Annotated in this window: 12 protein-coding genes; 11 read left to right on the top strand and 1 reads right to left on the bottom strand. The window is 45.2% G+C overall.

Going from position 1 to position 18,157, the window contains the following annotated elements; all coding sequences use genetic code 11:
* Positions 1-19: 19 nt before the first annotated feature.
* Positions 20-2,866, bottom strand: coding sequence for a PorP/SprF family type IX secretion system membrane protein (locus RIG68_RS28450; RefSeq protein ID WP_350130379.1), 2,847 nt, complete (start codon positions 2,864-2,866; stop codon positions 20-22).
* A 301-nt stretch (positions 2,867-3,167) separates the two neighbouring features.
* Here RIG68_RS28450 and RIG68_RS28445 point away from each other — a divergent pair, with 301 nt between their 5' ends.
* The 11 genes from RIG68_RS28445 to RIG68_RS28395 all read left to right on the top strand — a co-directional run.
* Complete coding sequence (locus RIG68_RS28445) at positions 3,168-3,971, top strand: porin family protein (protein WP_151998682.1); 804 nt, start codon at positions 3,168-3,170, stop codon at positions 3,969-3,971.
* Position 3,972: 1 nt separating this feature from the next.
* Entirely contained in the window at positions 3,973-4,530 is a 558-nt protein-coding gene (locus tag RIG68_RS28440) for a hypothetical protein (protein ID WP_151998681.1), read from the top strand.
* 16 nt (positions 4,531-4,546) lie between these two features.
* Positions 4,547-5,449, top strand: a complete 903-nt coding sequence (locus RIG68_RS28435) for a histone deacetylase family protein (protein ID WP_350130377.1) — start codon at positions 4,547-4,549, stop codon at positions 5,447-5,449.
* A 41-nt stretch (positions 5,450-5,490) separates the two neighbouring features.
* Positions 5,491-6,240 (top strand): rhomboid family intramembrane serine protease, encoded by a 750-nt coding sequence (locus tag RIG68_RS28430; RefSeq protein ID WP_350130375.1) that lies wholly within the window; start codon positions 5,491-5,493, stop codon positions 6,238-6,240.
* Between the two features lie 56 nt (positions 6,241-6,296).
* Positions 6,297-6,944 (top strand): OmpH/Skp family outer membrane protein, encoded by a 648-nt coding sequence (locus RIG68_RS28425; RefSeq protein WP_350130373.1) that lies wholly within the window; start codon positions 6,297-6,299, stop codon positions 6,942-6,944.
* A gap of 216 nt (positions 6,945-7,160) precedes the next feature.
* Positions 7,161-10,412: a HEAT repeat domain-containing protein gene (locus RIG68_RS28420; protein ID WP_350123488.1), complete on the top strand. Its 3,252-nt coding sequence runs from the start codon at positions 7,161-7,163 to the stop codon at positions 10,410-10,412.
* A 55-nt stretch (positions 10,413-10,467) separates the two neighbouring features.
* Positions 10,468-11,964 (top strand): DUF4062 domain-containing protein, encoded by a 1,497-nt coding sequence (locus tag RIG68_RS28415; RefSeq protein WP_350130371.1) that lies wholly within the window; start codon positions 10,468-10,470, stop codon positions 11,962-11,964.
* Between the two features lie 3 nt (positions 11,965-11,967).
* On the top strand, positions 11,968-15,150 hold the full coding sequence (locus tag RIG68_RS28410) for an nSTAND1 domain-containing NTPase (protein ID WP_350130369.1): 3,183 nt from the start codon (positions 11,968-11,970) through the stop codon (positions 15,148-15,150).
* A 274-nt stretch (positions 15,151-15,424) separates the two neighbouring features.
* On the top strand, positions 15,425-16,219 hold the full coding sequence (locus RIG68_RS28405; RefSeq protein ID WP_350130367.1) for a porin family protein: 795 nt from the start codon (positions 15,425-15,427) through the stop codon (positions 16,217-16,219).
* Between the two features lie 12 nt (positions 16,220-16,231).
* Positions 16,232-17,533, top strand: a complete 1,302-nt coding sequence (locus tag RIG68_RS28400) for a hypothetical protein (RefSeq protein WP_350130366.1) — start codon at positions 16,232-16,234, stop codon at positions 17,531-17,533.
* Positions 17,534-17,600: 67 nt separating this feature from the next.
* Positions 17,601-18,157: SwmB domain-containing protein (locus RIG68_RS28395; protein ID WP_350130364.1), on the top strand; the 557-nt coding region annotated here is incomplete at its 3' end.

The raw sequence follows: 18,157 nt of genomic DNA, 5'->3' as shown, positions 1-18,157 counted from the left end.
CTGTTAATCATCTTCATTATCATTTAACGGTATATACCCATGCCTTACTTAGTGTGGGACTCTTTCTCAACCTGTCTCTTTCTTTTTCAGCTTGTGGCAAACTTTGCGAACTGTAAATCTGCACATAGTACAAGTTTTTGGGTGAGTGATAGCCTACCTGAGTAAAATAACCCTCATCCAATAAGGTGTCGCTATAGTTTTGGGCGTTGTCGAAATTGGCAAACGCCCCAACTATCACATAATTGCCAGGGGCCATTTCCAGAAGGTTTCTGCCACTTCGTGGTGTTGGCGTAGTCGGAGTGGCCACAGGCACAGTTTCAATGTTTTCAACATTCCGGGGAGCAGCATTTACTCTTGTCACCGGCTCATATTGAACAAGCAACTCCTGGCTTCCATCGGCATGTATTTTCTTGACAGTGAAGCCCATTTCTTTCTGCCCTGAGCTTCCTATCCTAACCAAAGGTTTTTCTCCTTCCTCTGCAATTTCCCATTGCTCGCCGGTGGTTTTGTCCGGTGCAGGTACCCAAATCGTGGATTCCTCCACATCACCATTAGGGAGAGTGTTCCTGAACAAATAGCCAACCTGATCTTCTCCTTTAATCGTTCTTGTCGGCTTGCTACCAGTGTTGCTTACAAGGTTGAAGTTGTTGTTCGGGTCTGTCTCCTCTTTTCTTCCCTGCACACCAATTCTCACACCTTGCTTCCTTAGATCTTCTTTAAGGAGCGCTTCACTCGAATAAGCAGGAGACCATACAGTAGACACCTTTGATGGAAGACCCGGCCCTGAAACCCGCCATTTCAAACCGACTTCTTTCTGTCCATTTGGAGCAGTTCGCTCTTCCACGTTGTCAATGGAGTTAACAAGCGACCATCTTTCTTCAGAATTGAAGTCAGCAACAGGAATAAAGCTTACTGTATACTCAGTGTTTCCCTGGGCGTTTTGTCGGGAGAGTGTTATACCCTCTTCTTTTACGCCGTTAACTTCTCTTTCTATAGGAGCTCCCTCGTTTTCGGAAACATAAATCCAATTGGTTGTTTTTGGTGCGGCGGCAACGTCAGGAGTGGGCTTAGGTGCTTCTTTTTTCACCACCGGTTCATATTCTACCATCAAGTCCTCAGTGCCGTCGGGGTGGATTCGCTTGAGAATTACGCCAAGTTCTTTCTCTCCATTAGGTCCAACTCTCACCGCAGGCTTCTCGTTAGGATCAGCCAACTCCCACCTTTCGCCAGTATTTGGATCGGGAGCAGGCACCCACACAGTAGTTTCCTCAACCGTTCCGTCTGCCAAAGTATTTTTGAATACAAAGCCTACCTGCCTTTCACCGTTAACCGTTCTTTCGGGCATAGTTGAGCGGCTACTTGTCAGCGCAAAATTATGAGCGGCATCTGGGTTTTGGCCAGTAGTCATGTCAACGCCAGAGGCGACCATCCCAGCCTTCATATCGGCTTCGGAGGTATAAACTGGGGACCAAATAATTTTGTCTTCTATGGTGCCATCTTCGTGCTTCACACGCCAAAGTACACCAACCTCCTTTTGTCCATTGGCATTCACTCGCTCCTGCGCAGCTCCTGCATTATTTACCAGCGACCATGCTTCTTCTGACCCAAACTTCGCTTCAGGAATAAAGCTGACAATAAACTCCTTGTTTCCCTGGGCGTTCGTCCTGGTCAGTGTCACACCTTCTTCGTCCTGTCCGGCAGCATTTGTTCTTGAAATGGGTGCACCATTGTTTTCAGAAACGTATTGCCATGAAGAGGCTCCTGCGGGCTTCTTTTCCTCTACAGGTTTTTCAGGCGTGTCGTCAGCCAGCAGCGCACTCTTCTTCTCTTCCGGCTTAGTATTGTTCAACGCCTGTAGCCTTTCTTCCTCACGTTTTTTCCTCGCCTCTTCAAGCGCTAATTGTCTGGCTGCTTCTTCATCTCTTTCCGCTTTTGACTTCGAATGGCTCTTTATGAAGGAAGAAACATGCTCAGCGTGCTCTTTTCTGGTGCCCAGGTGAAGCCCCAGGTGTATTTCATGAGATCCGGTGGAGAAAGTTGCCAGGTCAGAAGAAGGCAAATCATAAGCATAGCCAACCGCCAGACGCTCGGCTATTTTTATGCCCGCCAGTCCCACAAAACCGGCATCTTGCCGATACGAAGCGCCTACCCACACAAGGTGCTTGATGTGAAAGATGTTGGTGACTTCGTACTGGCTATTGCCGACTCCGGAATATTTGTATAATAAGTGCGGCTCCCAGGCAAGGGCATCGTCAAAAAGACTTTGACGATAATTGGCCTTAAATAATATATTGTCGATGGGCGTAACTCTGACCGGGCTCAACGTTTTTTCACTGAGAACGTCGTGCGAGATGAGGCTTGGTAATGAAAAACCGGCATTGAACTTGCCAAAGTGATAGGTGACACCAAAGTCGCTCCTCATATAAAAATTATTATCGAGCAGGTTAACCAACGCAGGGTCAGAACTGTTGCCAATGGCGTCCAAATCCACCGCATTGTTTCCCGCACCTAACGAAAGACCGAACCTCAAATAGTGTTTCCTGTCGAGAGGCAGCAGGTAGCCGCCAGTTACTCTGAATGAATTATCCGTCAACGGCCCTTGCCTGTCTGTACTAATTTCACCTCCCAGTGCGAGTCGGTTTTTTAAAGGAGTATGAAAAACCACGTGGGAATATTGAGGGGCTCCTTCAATGCCAACCCATTGTTGCCGGTGCATAAAATACACAACAGTATGTCCTTCAATACCCGCAAAAGCAGGGTTGTAGAGGTAGGGATTCATGAAGAACTGGCTATAAACAGGTACTTGCTGGGCTTCTGATAGAAAGGGTAAAAAACTCAGAAAAAGCCAAAGTATACGTTTTCTCATGTCAACGCTATTGGATAATATTACTATTCTTTTAAACCAGTTCTCAGTAGCGGGTCAAAAGCAGATAGAAAACAGAAATCGAAATTTATCAAAATTAATTTACTGCTTATAATAATCTTTACAGAACCGGCCTAAAAAAGGCAATTCCTAAAGAATAGAACTCACTTTTAACGCAAGCTAGCGAGATTTATTCTTATAGTAAAATTTCAACTTCAAATTAGATTTTTTTAATTTGAGAGTAAAAATCTGTTTTTAAACCCTAAATTTCGGATAATTGAATAAATCGCCTTCAGGGTTTTCTATGACAAGAACCTCATTTGTTATTCTAGTTACTTTATTTTTAAGCAGTTACCTGGCAAAAGGGCAGATATTGACCGGGCCAAAGGTTGGGATCAACCTCTCCACTATGCATTTCGACGAGAAGCAATATACCCGGGACTACGAGACCGTTTGGAGACCAGGGTTTAGTGGCGGGTGGGTGTTCAACTATTCTGCTTCAAAGTCGACTGTGTGGTCGTTCCATGGAGAATTGTATTATTCCACAAAAGGGAGGACTATTCAGAAAAGAGGTTTGGACTACGTGAAAAACGTAACACGATTCCATAATATCGATATGCCAGCTATGTTCAGGGGCACTTTTCAAATGGGGTCGCTCAAATGGTACGTGAATGCTGGCCCCGCCCTAAGCTATTGGGTGTATGGAAATGGTCAGATATCGTCATCCGAACTGGATGAGGGGAAGGTGGGTACGGTGAATTACCATTATGATTTCACAAAATATGATTCCCCACGCCCGGATGAAAGAGACTATCCAATCGCAAATGGTATCATAGAAGTGCCAAACGCCAACAGACTACAGGTGGGACTCAGTTTTGGAGGTGGTTTTGAGTTTCCAGTGCTGGAGGATCAAATTGTGCAACTCGATTTCAGATACAATATGGGGCACACCAATATCGGGGAAAAGGAAGATAACTTCTTTGGGCTTAATAAGTACAAAGAGAATTTTGAAGGCTCAAACCGGAACGTTGAAATATCACTGGCGTTTTTGTTAGACTACAATACACAGCTCAGGAAAAAAGGCCGCAGCACAAGCAAAGTAAAATGATATGAGAATAAGTGAATTTGAGTTTGACGAAAAGAGCATTGGGAAGGTGAAGGAAGAGATGAAAGCGCTTGATTCCACTTATGTGATCAACGAAACCGACGACAACTCGGACGACTACCTCGAGTTTCTTTTTGTAGGCAAACACAACGGTGCCGAAATGTTGTTTGATGCTGCCTTGTATACTTTACAGCTACATCACGAAAGTGAGTTGTATGATGAAGCTGAAAAGCAAGCCATGAAGAGATTCCCGGAGTACAGGGATTTGGTCAACAAAGGAATAGAGATTCGTGAAGGCGTGTTGCCGGCAAAACTTGAAGAAGAAATAGGCATTTTCATAACTGAGACAATGCTTGATCTCGAAGAGGAGGAGTCAGTAAAGGTGAAAGAGCACATGGAGCTGGACGAGGAGCTTGAAGCCCGTGTGGGAATCGATGTCTGCCTCAATGTAGATAAAGTTACTCCAGCGGTGGTTGAAAAGTTTATCAGCGACTTTAACTCCGGTCAGCTCAGGCTTGATCCCACCCTCTACAGCTTCGAGTCGGATGAAAGCGACGACTAATTAAAAAAAAGGCGGCATGCTTCGAGTGGCCTGGTCAAAGGCGTACAACCATCCGCTACCTTACAAGCACAGGTTTCCGATGGTGAAATATGAGCTGCTTCCGGAACAACTCATTTACGAGGGGACTATCAAAGAAAGTCAGTTGTTCATCCCCGGGCACCTCTCAAACAAACAAATCCTTCGGACGCACGACGCCGACTACTGGCGGAGGTTAAGCAGCCTGAGTCTTTCGCCTGCAGAAGTAAGAAAAACTGGTTTTCCGCACACTGAGTCGCTTATTGAGCGAGAAGTAAACATTGCTGCTGGCACTGTTGAGTGCTGTCAACATGCGTTGAAGCACGGTGTGTCATTCAATATTGCGGGAGGCACACACCATGCCTTTACCGATAGGGGAGAAGGTTTCTGTCTGTTGAACGACATGGCCATTGCAGCCAGCGATCTGCTGGCTAATTCCCTTGCCTCAAAAATCCTGATGATCGATCTGGATGTTCATCAGGGCAATGGAACCGCTCAAATATTTACCGGAAACAAACAGGTGTTTACGCTGAGCATGCATGGTGCAAGAAACTATCCTGCCAGAAAGGAGCAGTCGAGCCTCGATATTGGGCTGGCGGACGGTACTGACGATAAGCTGTACCTTAAACTACTTGAGGCGAACCTTAGAAGCATTTTGGATGACTTTCAGCCTGACTTCGCATTTTATCAGGCTGGTGTTGATGTGCTGGCCACCGACAAGCTGGGTAGACTAGCCTTGAGTCAATCAGGATGCAAAGAAAGAGATCAGTTGGTCTTGCAGCTTTGCAAAGAATGTGGGCTCCCCGTGGTGGTGACCATGGGAGGTGGTTATTCTGAAAAAATCACTGACATTGTGGAGGCGCACGCCAATACTTTAAGGCTTGCACAGGATATTTACTTTTGACCCAAGCTTACAATTTTGCCAGAAAATAGCTTAATTCAATAATGAACGAGCGCAAGCTTTTCAGAGAAAGCGTTTTCATCACACTTGCTTTTGTAGGGGTGCTGTGGTGTATCAAGTCATGGGAGTACGCAACTTCAGTTGACCTGTCTTTTCTTGGCATATACCCCAGGACTTTAAAAGGCTCTCTGGGGATTGTTACGTCCCCGTTTATCCACGGCGATATTCAGCACCTGCTCTCCAATACGTTTCCTCTTGCGATCCTTGGCGTAGGGCTTTTTTTCTTTTTTAGAAAGATAGCCTTCGAGGTTTTTGTTATCGTGTACCTGTCTACCGGCTTTTGGGTTTGGACAACAGCCCGCCCGGCTTTTCATATCGGTGCCAGCGGTATTATTTACGGGTTGGTTTCCTTCCTTTTCTTTTTTGGGCTTATCAAGCGGGATGCGAGGTCGTTGGCTGTAAGCATGATCGTTGTTTTTCTTTACCACGGCCTTTTCGCAGGGATTTTTCCTTTTTCAGACCAGATAAGCTGGGAGTCACATCTATTTGGTGGCTTATCGGGGCTTTTTTGCGCCATTCATTTCAGAAACAAAAATGTTACGGAAGAAGCATTAACGGCAAACCAGGCCATTCAACATGATGAGAACGCCGGGGCAGACCCACCGGTTGATAGCGTTGGGATTCCCGGTGCTGTGCCAGATAAGGTTCAAATACCTCCGAGCCTTCAGATAAGATTCACAAATTCGACTAAAAAGGAAGAAGACGCCAGCGACGATATTATCTCATTGCATTAACCATTGCTGTTCAAATAGTTTCTATATATTTGCCGCTTCTTAATCAAAACTAGAGCGTGAAAAATCTATCCACTGTACTTAGTGTCGTCCTTTTGGCAGCAGTTGCTGTGTTGTTTTATCTGGTGCTTAGCAATAAGAATGCATCTTCAGAACCTGAGGTAGCTAGTCTTGATTCTTCCATTGACAGAATCAGTGGAGATCTTTCGATTGCCTATGTCAACTCAGACACGCTGCTGAGTAAATATGAATATTTCAAGGATATCAGCAGTGACCTCGAAAAAAAGAGAGCGAAGTTGGAGTCTGAGTACAGGAATCGGGCGGAGGGCCTCCAGAGAGAAATACAGAACTTCCAGAACAGCGCCCAGAACATGACGATGAACCAGGCCAGGGCCAAGGAGGAGGAACTCACTGTTAAACAACAAAACCTCTATCAGTATCAGCAAACACTGGGACAGCAGTTGGTTGAAGAAGAGACCAAGCTCAACGAACAACTGTATAATGCTGTGAGCGGCTACCTGTCTGAGTTTAGCGGAAGTAACAAATACCACCTTGTGTTAACATATACGAAGGGGAGTGGCGTTCTTTATGCCGATAAGCGACTCGACATTACCGATGAGGTAATTAAAGGGCTGAACAAAGCGTACCTGCAGTCGAAAGGTGTCATCCCCTCTGACAAAACCGATTCTACTACCACCACCAAATAGGTGTTGCAGTAAAATCTGCTATTTTTTCATGTTAAGTTGATGATTAATGAAATTTTAAGTACAATTGTAACTGTATTTGCCGGCTATTTTTTTGACGCTGCTTGTGAGCCTGCATCTAATTCATTGTAAGCTTTCTAAAGACAATTTTTTTTGGTACTTTGGCAATATTCTGGTGTACTCTGTGTGCCGGAAATGTCAACCTAACTATACTGATTCGTGCTGCAAGCTTTCTTAAAATTTTTAGGAGGTGAGCCGGGCGAGGAGAAGCAAATGTGGCTACTCCTTGGCAAGGGCTTTTTTATGGGCATCTTCCTGGCTACCTATACTGTAGGCGCAGAAACGCTGTTTATCAGCCGAATGGGAGAGGGTTTGTTGGGAATCGCCTTTTTTACTGGTGGGTTCTTAGGCATCGTAAGTACCATTGTCTTTGTTTCCCTCCAACGCAATATTAATTTCTCGAGTCTCGCCATTACCAATACCTTCTTGATCCTGGCGTATGTTACCTTACTGAGAGGAACATATGAGTTTTACGATAGTCCCTGGATCAGCTTTGCCTTCTTTGTGATGATGGGCCCCATAACTGCAGTTACACTGCTGACTTTTTGGGGTGTCTTTGGCAGAATGTTCAATCTGAGAGCCTCCAAGAGAATAATGGGAGGGATTGATACAGGTCAGCTTCTGGCGACTTGTCTTGCTTTCTTTTCAATTCCAGGGTTAAGGAGACTACAGTTGATAAATGATACAACTGATTTGTTGTTTATTTCCATTGCCGGTGCCTTCGGTATTTTTATTTTTACTCTTCTTATAGTTAAAAATTACAACCTTGATGGTGCGACCAAAAAGGTTTCCAGGGAGAGGCCAAATACCAGCTATTCCGACCTATTCAAAAGCAAGTACCTGGGGCTGTTGTCAATGTTTTTGATTTTTTCGGCGTCAGCCAACGTATTTGTTGAATACAGCTTTTATGAGTCGGTGAACGTTATGTACCCGAACGAAACGGAACTCTCCAACTTTTTGTCGTTCTACGACGGGTCGATCATCGTTATTAGCTTCATTATTCAGAGCTTTCTCAACGATCTTATCATAGGTAAATTTGGACTGAAAGTATCGCTTATGGTAATGCCTATTGTACTCGCCGGACTAACAATAGGGGCCATCGTATCGGGGCATATTTTTGGTTTCGAAGTAAAAAACGAAGAATACATCTTGTTCTTTCTTTTTACCGGACTAGCCAGACTTTTGACTGCCTCCCTGAAAGACGCTTTGGAAAACCCGGCCTTCAAGATTTTCTTCTTGCCTCTGGATATTAAAATCCGGTTTGATATTCAATCCAGGGTTGAAGGTGTAGTGAATGAATTTGCTGCACTCATCTCAGGTGCCGCATTGATTGGTCTGGGTTTGCTGAGTTTCTTCAAATTGATTCACTTTTCGTACATCATCATCTTTTTGGCAGTTGGTGTCATATACGTAGCCGTGAAACTCTACGATGAGTATAAGGGAACATTGAAAATTACTTTAACAAGGCAAAAGGAGGCACTTGGATCCAAAGGGAAGAAGAATGAGAATAGTACGGTGAACGTGCTTCAGCGGGAGTTCGATGAGCACAATGCAGAGAGTATTATTCTGTCGATGAAGTTATTTGAGAAGTTGGAACCGATAGAATTCAGAAAGATTCTGGTGGAAACGCTCAAGAGCCCTCATCCCGAGGTTCGTAAATATGCTTATGCCAAGTGCAGGCAGGTAAACAACTTTGAGAAGCTGGCAGAAATCAAAAAACTGGCTTCCTATGAGCAAGAAGAGCAAATAAGGAACCTGGCGATAGAAGTAATTGCGTTCCTGCAGTTGGCTGAAGACTACAAACTGAACGAGGTCAGTATCAGAAAACTTGTTAGGTCTGTTGACAAGGATGATCGGGTATTCGCAGCTCAGGTGTTGGCAAAACTAGACGAAGAAAAGTATATCCCCTTGCTCGTGGAGCTTGCCAGAGACATCAATGTTAATGTAAGGACAGCAGCCATTGCTAGTGCCGGAATTAATAAGTGGCCGGAGCTTTGGCCCATTTTGATTGAGAACCTTCATGTGCCTATTTATTCTAATGTTGCCAAGGCTGCGTTGACGGCCGGGGGGGAAGCGACCTTGCATACCGTGGATACCGCTTTTTACAAAACCGGGCAGCAAGGCAGTACAATGTTCAGAGTTGTGCAGATTCTTGGACGAATAGGCGGCCCCGAGGGGGTTGAACGCCTCTGGAAAAAGATTGACTTCCCTGATAAAGCCATCGTTTCAGAAATCTTGTTATCGCTAAGCTATATTGGCTACCACGCCAAAGACTTTCAGGCGGCACGAATCAAGATTCAGATCGAGGCTGAAATTGGTGACTTGGCCTGGAATATTAAAGTGCTCACTGAAATTCCAACTGAAAATGAAACCGACCAATTGCTCGTTCAGGCGATGGAAGAGGAGAACGCCCAAAACTATGATGATATTTATATGCTTTTGGCGCTTATCTACGACTCTCAGGCTGTGGAGCTTGTCAAAGAGAATATCAATGTAGGCACCAGTGAAAGCGTAACGTTCGCAGTCGAAATGCTCGATATTATCCTGGAGGATGAATTGAAGCCAAAGTTATTTCCGGTTTTCGACGAACTCAAGCCCCAGGACAGGTTGAGCCAGCTCAATGACTTCTATGCACCTGAGACTTTTAGAGGTTATGAGGACTTGCTCCTTTCCATAGTCAACAGGGATTATAATCACATAAACAGGTGGACCAAGGCAGTGGCATTGTACAGGTTGTCCATGATGGATGAAACAAAAGTTTCAGCAGATCTTATTGCCAATCTTTTCAACCCGGATAAGCTCATTCTTCAAACATCTGCCTGGATCATTTATCAAAAGGACAAGGCAGAGTATCAGCGTCACACCAGAAGAATACGCCCGGGTGTTAAGAAAGACCTGGACAGGGCCATAGTGCCGCCAACATTTGTTGAGACAGAGGAGGACCTGCACATGAAGATGCTGCTCATTGAGAAGGCCGTGTTTGTGAAAGGATTGGATTTATTCAAAACGATCCCTGGCTCAGTGTTAACGGACGTGGTAGACGCCTCAGAAGAAGTAAGAATGAGGGAAGGGGTAACCTTCATCAATAAAGGAGATAATGGCAATGCACCAATTTACATTATTGTAAAGGGCAGTGTGCTTGAACAAGACGACAATGGGCGTGAGAGAACACTGGGCAGTAGAGATGTGATCGGTTTCAATAAATTGGTTGAGACAGACCAATTTGAATACAACTATACAACGACCAGCGAGGCGATCTTTTTGACTATTTCAATGGAGGCGCTGTTCGATTTAATGAGCAAAAACATTGAGATGGTTGAGGCAACACTTTTGTCAGTGAAAGACTCTGACCAGATCGAGGCAGAAGATGAGGTGATGGATGAAGAAAGACTGTTGCTTTTTAGTCAATAGTAGGACAATATTTATCGAGTTTTTAAAAGGAATATGAGATTTTGACCTGAAAAAAATGGCAGTTGGAAAAGAAATTATAATTAGTTTTTCCTCAGAAGATAACCATCCAAGGATAGCGGGCGACAGAGGCTGGGTGACGAGCTTTTGTAAGTTCCTCACCACACTTCTTACACAAATAATGAAGGAGGAGCCTCATGTGAGAATGATTGACGAAAATCAGCAGCACCCGGAGGAAATCGAAAAGGCAGCTGTTTTGATTGCCATACTGTCAAATAACTTCAAGGCAGACGCCAAACTGATAAAAGGCATTACTCACTTTGGCGATAAGGCCATTGATGAAAAGAACCTAAGTCTTGCGGGGAAGTCAAGGATGTTCAAGGTGTTGAAACACCCGGTCGAGATTGACAGTGTCCTTCCCAATTACGAGGAAATTTTACCGTACGACCTGTTTCAAATCGATCCAATGACTGGTGAGGCGCAGGAGTACACCCGGTATTTTGGCTCGGAGGCAGAGAGAAGTTACTGGCTGAAATTGGTAGATATGTCGTACGATATTTACCAGATCCTCGAAAAAATTGGATCCACAAAGAAGATTGCAAAAGATACGGTTCCGAAAGAACGCACAGTTTACCTGGCTAGCACAGGTGTAGATATTCTGATTCAACGAGACATTATCAAAAGGGAATTGTTGCGCCATGGTTACAGGGTGCTGCCTGAACAGTCTCTCCCTAAGGAATCCAAACTCCTGGAGGCCATGGTAAAGGCGGATTTGGAAAAGTGCCGTTTGTCGATTCACCTGATTGGGGAGGACTATGGTTATAAGCCGAAGGGCTCTGATCTGTCAATCGTAGATATGCAGAATAAGATAGCCTCGGAATATGTGCTGAAGGTAATCGAGCACAATAGTAAAAGTGCCAATAGAGAGCCTTTTTCAAGATTGATTTGGCTTTCACCCGACATGGTCAATGTGTCGGAGAGGCAAAAGATTTTTATTGAGGACTTAAAGTCTGATGCCGCTGCAGTGGAAGAAGCCGAGGTTCTTCAAATTACACTGCAAGAGCTAAAATCCATTGTAAGGGAGGAACTGCTTACCGGCGGAAGGTTCAAAACAAGGGATCATTACGCAAGGGAGGAGGAAGAGAGCAAAGGCGGGAAAATGATCTACCTGATTTGCGATAAATCTGACGCCGAGGCGGCTCAGCCCATTGCTAAGGCGCTGACTGCCAAAGGATGCGAGGTGATGACGTCCCTTTTTGATGGTGACCTGATCGATTTGCGATACCTGCATCAGGAAAACTTGAGACGCTGTGATGCTTCGCTGATTTATTTCGGAAAAGCCAATCATCACTGGATAAAAGCCAAGCTTCAGGATCTTTTGAAAGCACCCGGGTTTGGCAGAATTAAGCCCTTAAAGGCAAAAGCAATTTATGTGGCAGGGGAGGCCAAAGTGAAGGCTGAGGAGTTTAAAGAAGAAGGCACCCTGATTTTAACCGGTAACGGCGAATTCAAAGCCGATTCTTTAAAACCATTCCTGGAGAAAATTGAAAAGTAAATTATGAGCGCTAGCAACCTTGACCCCAACGAGTCCGACGGAAGACCTGATCAGGTTTCGTCTGGCACTATTTCAAGAGGTAGCACCACTACCTTGTTCAATCCATTCCCTGGCCTTAGGCCATTCGGTGTGGAAGAATCCCATCTTTTCTTTGGCCGTGAGGGCCAGAGTGATGAAGTCCTTGTAAAGCTGGCAGAGAACAGGTTCTCGGCAGTGTTGGGATCATCGGGAAGTGGTAAGTCGTCGTTGATGTATTGTGGACTGATTCCAACGCTCTACGGGGGATTCATGACACAGGCAGGCTCCAACTGGAAAATTGTGGTGTTGCGACCGGGCGGGGGGCCGATCGACAACCTGGCAGAGTCGCTGGTGGAAAAAGACGATGAATACGCAGGGCTGGAAGAAGAGGAACGGCTGATAAGGAAGACGATTACCGCTACAGTGCTCAGGAGTAGTTCTCTCGGACTAGTTGAGGCGGTTAAGCAACTAAAAAAATCGGAAGATGAGAACATCCTGATCCTTGTCGATCAGTTTGAAGAACTCTTCCGCTATAAGAAGACTGAAAGTATGACTTCGTCTCAGGACGAGTCTTCTGCATTCGTGAACTTGCTGATGGAAGCAGTTCATCAGTTCGATGAGCCTATTTATGTCACCATCACCATGCGGTCCGACTTCATAGGTGAGTGCGCAGTTTTTCCGGAGCTCACACAAATGATCAACGACAGCCACTACCTCATCCCGCAAATGACCAGGGATCAGAAGAGACTGGCGATTGAAGGCCCGGTGGCGGTAGGTGGAGGTACCATCGCACCTCGTTTGGTACAACAGCTGTTAAACGACGTGGGAGACAACCCCGATCAGTTACCCATCCTTCAGCACTCCCTGATGCGAACCTGGTCATTCTGGGCCGATAATCACAAGGAAGCCGAGTCAATGGACATCCGGCATTATAATGCTATTGGTACGCTGAAAGAGGCGCTGTCGCAGCATGCCAACGAGGCCTACGACATGCTCTCCAAAAGGGAGAAGCAGATATGCGAGACCATGTTCAAGGCACTCACCGAACGGGGATCAGAAAATCAGGGCATTAGAAGGCCTACCAAGCTGAGCGTCATTGCGTCCATTGCTGGCGTAACCGAGGACGAGGTGTACCGGGTGGTCGATAAATTCCGTGAACCAGGCAGGTCTTTGCTGATGCCGCCTCATGGCAAACAGCTGGAATCTGAGACTGTAATTGACATTTCTCACGAAAGCTTGATGCGCATCTGGACGAGGCTGAAGTCGTGGCTGGATGAAGAAAGCAGGTCGGCTGAAATGTACCTCAAGCTGTCGGAGTCGGCGGGAAGGTATCAGGAAGGGCGGGCCGGTCTTTGGAAAATGCCCGATTTGCAACTGGCCCTTAACTGGCAGGAGGAAAACAGACCTACGCTGGTGTGGGGTCAAAGGTACAACACAGCTTATGAGCGTACGATTGTTTTTCTTGAAACGAGCAAGCGTGCCTACGAAACCGAGCAAAGAAACAAAGAGCTTCTCCAGAAGAGGCAGATACGCCGGTCCAGGATCTTTGCACTTGTGCTGGCTGGTGCTGCGCTTGTGTGTATTTTCATGATGATTTATGCGTTTATTTTGGCGGCTGAGGCGACCAAACAGACCGTCATAGCCGAACAACAGGCTGAATTAGCACAGAAAAACGCCGATGAGGCTCAAATCCAATCGGAGGCAGCCCAGAAGTCCGCAAAAGAGGCCAACGAGCAGAGAATAAAGGCTGAAGCTGCGACAAAAGATGCAATAGAGCAGAAAAATCAGGCGGATCAGCAACGAAGATTTGCTGAGGCTGCTACTCTGGCGGCCGATGCGGCCAGAAAGGATGCAGAGATTGCACAAGACGAAGCCGTAAAGCAAGCAGAGATTGCCAACGAGCAAAAAGACCTTGCCACAGCTGCCAGAATACAAGCGGACGAAGCGAGACAAAACGCTGAAAAACTTCGTTACCAGGCCATTGCCCAGTCTATGGCTATTAAGACCGCTCAGGTAAAGGACACCACATTGAAGACGCTGATTGCCATGCAAGCCTTTAACTTTTTCAGAGAATACAGCGATAAACCCTACAACGGTGATATTTATGAAGGTCTGTACAACGCATGGAAAGGAGAGGAGGGTGAAGATGTAGTGAAGTGGGCTGGCCATACTGCTGGTGTAAGATCAGTGGTCTTTAGCAAGGACGGAAAAATCATGTATTCAGCAGGTGCTGATGGAAGGGTTTTGCGATGGGATATGACCAATGATAGAAGGGAGGGGGTAGATTTACTTCCTAGGCCCAACTCGTCAGTCAACAGGGTGGTCGCTGTTAGCCCCGATGAGAGGTATGTGGCCGTTGGTAACGATGCGCCAGATAACAACATTCAACTGATAGACCTTCGGAACCCGGATAGCCCTAAATTTTTGAAGGGACACAATGGTATAGTGAACGACCTGGTGTTCTTTCCAGACGCCAGTGGTTTTGTGTCAGTTGGAGTTGATGGAAGTATCAAAAAAAGCGATTTTGCTACTTTTTCTCCAATAGCTACACCTGGCAGTAAAGTCGAAAAAATAGCAATTAGCCCAGACGGTAAGGTACTTGCTGCTGGTAGTGCTGATGGCAGTATACTGCTCTACGATTTGTCTAACAATAGTCTGCTTGCTACGCTTAATGTGCGAACAGAGTCTCCAGTAACGTCGCTTGCATTTAGCGGAAATGGGCAATACCTGGCCTTTGGAGATTTGGCTGGTAAGATTACAATCCAGGATATCATTGCAAAGAAGACCCTGGCAGAGTTAAATGGTCACGAAAGTAAAGTTGCAGATTTACACTTCAATAACTTGAATACCCTGCTAGCTTCTGCTGGCTGGGATGGTACTGCTAAGCTTTGGGTGATGAAAGACATCTTTGACTTGCCCATTACTTTGAGGGATCATGGGAAATATGTTAACTCTGTTTCGTTCTCTCCTGATGGACACAAATTGGCAACAGCATCCTTTGATAATTTTGTGAGGGTGTGGCCCACCCGGCCGGATGAAATAGCTTCGAAGCTTTGTCCCGATGTTGATAGAAATATGTATCAAACGGAGTGGAATCAATATGTAGGAGGTGATATCGAGTATGAAATTACATGTATAGATTATCCAAGTGGGGTTGAAGACAAATAGTATGAACCGAAAAATTAGTTTTTGTTGTCTATGCGTAACAGTAACGAGTATTTTTTCAGCCATAACTGATGCATATGCTCAAACGGCGGAGTGTACTCAGAAGCTGGCAAATGCGCAAGCGAGGTTTGATATTGGAAATCTACCAGGAATTCCGGAGGATTTAAAAGGTTGCATAGACTCGAAGAGTTTTTCTCCGGAACAGTCAGTTCAAGCACATAAGTTGATCACTTTGGTTTACCTCTACCAGGATGATCAGGAAAGTGCAGACACTTGGATGGCTAAGCTTTTAACAGTCGACCCTGAGCATAAGCTTGACCCCTCGACTGACCCCAACGAAATAATTTTACTGAAGGAGAAATTTCTCTATAAACCTATTTTTAGGGTCAGTGTAGCTATTTCCGGCAACCAGTCGACATATAGAGAGCTTACAGAATTTGGTCCCGGAAACCTGGAATTCGATAATGTAACGGCATCTCCTGGGATCGGTTTGGGAGGTTCGGCTTTGCTGGAGAAGGAGGTATATCCCGGCGTTGATGTTGGAACAGGCATCTCCTTTCTAAGTCGTGGTTTTTCTATTGAGAAAGAGTTGGTTTATGCTGTTAATAAAATGACAATGGTGGAAACCGAGTCATGGCTTGAAGTCCCTTTGTTTTTGAAGTATACCTACTACGGGGACGGCGACAACAAATGGAATCCATATGTGCTTGCTGGTGGGTCTTTGGGCTATATACTCAGTGGTAAACTTGGTAGCCCTGAACGATCCAATGAAGGTGCAAGCGTAACGGTTGGATCAGTGGATTTAGTTGCTCTTGAGCAAAGGAACAAGTTTAACTACTCTGCCATGATCGGTTTAGGAGCCAAGATTAGACTAAAGACCCATTTTTTTTTCTTGGAAGCTAAATACATATATGGGTTGGCTAATTTAGCTAACGACGACAACCGTTTTGCTGGAAGTTTAGAAACCTTGTATTTACTTGGCTACGTAGATAGCAACTTTAGTTTGAATGGACTGATGGCCACTTTCGGCTACCAAAGGTCAATTTATAACCCCAGAAAAATAAAAAAATAAGCTGAACTACCGATGATGAAGAGAAGATTATTAGACTTGATGCTGTTGGGAGTCTTTGTGTTCGGTTGTACTCCAGACCAATCCAGCCTTCCAGAACCAGATAGGATATTTATTAAGTACTATGGAGGCGCAAAAAGTGACGAGGCGGCTGATTTTTTGGTGGATGATGATGGAGATCTTCGTTACGTCATTTTCGCAGCGAGCAACAGCCAGGAAATAGTTGGTGAAAGAGGAGAGAGCAACACTGATTTCGTTTTGATTTTTGCTGATAAGGCAGGTAATCAAATTAATTCCATTCGATCTTATTTCCCTGACACGGGGGGGGAGAGCGTGGTATGTAAGCCAAAAAGAATTATTAAGGCTACTGCAGGGGGCTTTGTGATGGCAGGAACTATTGAGTATAGTGGACAGAGTGATATGTTTGTTGCAAAGGTGGATGCTGATGGTAATTTGATCGGTACGCCATGGTTCAATAACAGTACACAAGTAGAGGTCGCTAATGATATTGTAGAGGTGAGTGATGGCTTTTTAGTAGTAGGCTCTACTGGAACGGGCAATTCGAAGGAAGCTTTGATGGTCAAATTGGGATTTAATGTAGAGGAGGTCATCTGGACAAAGGCGGACGGCTATGTCGATGTTTCTGACGAGGGCATTTCGTTGGTACCGACGCAAAATGGAAATAGGGCATTGATGATAGTTAACACTAATCAACCTATAGATGGAGAGGGTGGGGTGTCAAATGGGAATTTGGCTGTTTATGACTTTGAAACAAATACTACTCAGGCACCAAATCCGGCTTTGCTTGGCCTGCTTGGTCTTGATGAACTCAATGAGGTGGCGGTTCGAGTGAGGAAGATCTCTGATAGTGAGTTTTACCTGATTGGTAACTCGGTAGGTGTCAATTCCACGCTAACCAAACCGTTTTTTTTAAGATTTATTACTAGTTCGTCCTCGGCAAATATTGTTGCTGACAATATTTTCGACGACTTGGCAGGAGTAACTGTGGAGGATATCTCCCGCAACGTAACAGGCGATTTCCTGATTGTTGGAAGTGGGGTCATCAATTTAAGCAATGGGCTCCAAATGCTCCTATGTAAATTAGATCCTTTCGGCGTATTGGATATAGGGTTTGGAAACGGCGGGAGCGGTTTTCCAGCATATCAATTTGGATCATTGGGGGATGAGACTGGTGCGGCTGTTTCTGAACTTCCGGATGGCGGCATTGGCCTGCTTGGCACGATTGCGCTTGACAATAATGCCAATACACTTATTGGATTCATCAAAACCAATAGAAATGGAGTATTGAGAAAATAATAGTACAATTCCATTATTGAATTTCACTTTTTTGCTAGATTTACAAAGAGATTTAAACTCATTCATTATGAGAAAGTTATACGTTAATATTAGCCCACTATTTTTTGTCTGTTTTATTTTTTTCTCCTCATTTAGTACCAGAGCACAGGCTCCCCTTTTTGTAAGTGCTGTGGTGGAGAACGCTTCGGCTTCCGACGTCGTGGTTACTTTTGATGATAATATGGTAGAAACGGATGGTGACGGCTGGACTATTTCTGGCGTATCGGGTTCGCCTACAATTAATTCTGTTTCTGCAAGTGGGGTCGACATTACTTTTACACTTTCTGGCCCTGTTGCCGAGGGGGATATTGTGACTATATCTTACGATAATGGCACTGGAGATGCTGCAGACGACGATCCAACACCATTAGCAAGCTTTGGCCCAAGTGGAGTAACAAACAACGTGGACGGAACTGGCCCTTCTTTTGCGAGCGCTGTGGTAGAGAATGCAGCGGCAGACGAGCTGAAGGTAAGCTTTGATGAGGCAGTTAATTTGACAGTGGCAGACGGATTTTCTATAAGTACCTCTTCATCAGGGGCAGTTATCACTGGAGTGGGTGGAGGTAGTGGTACCACAGAGATCAC

This window comes from Imperialibacter sp. (genome assembly GCF_040222385.1).
In the GTDB taxonomy this organism is placed as follows: domain Bacteria; phylum Bacteroidota; class Bacteroidia; order Cytophagales; family Cyclobacteriaceae; genus Imperialibacter.
Note: the sequence above shows the minus strand (reverse complement) of the source record. Positions and strands in the feature narration are given on the sequence as shown.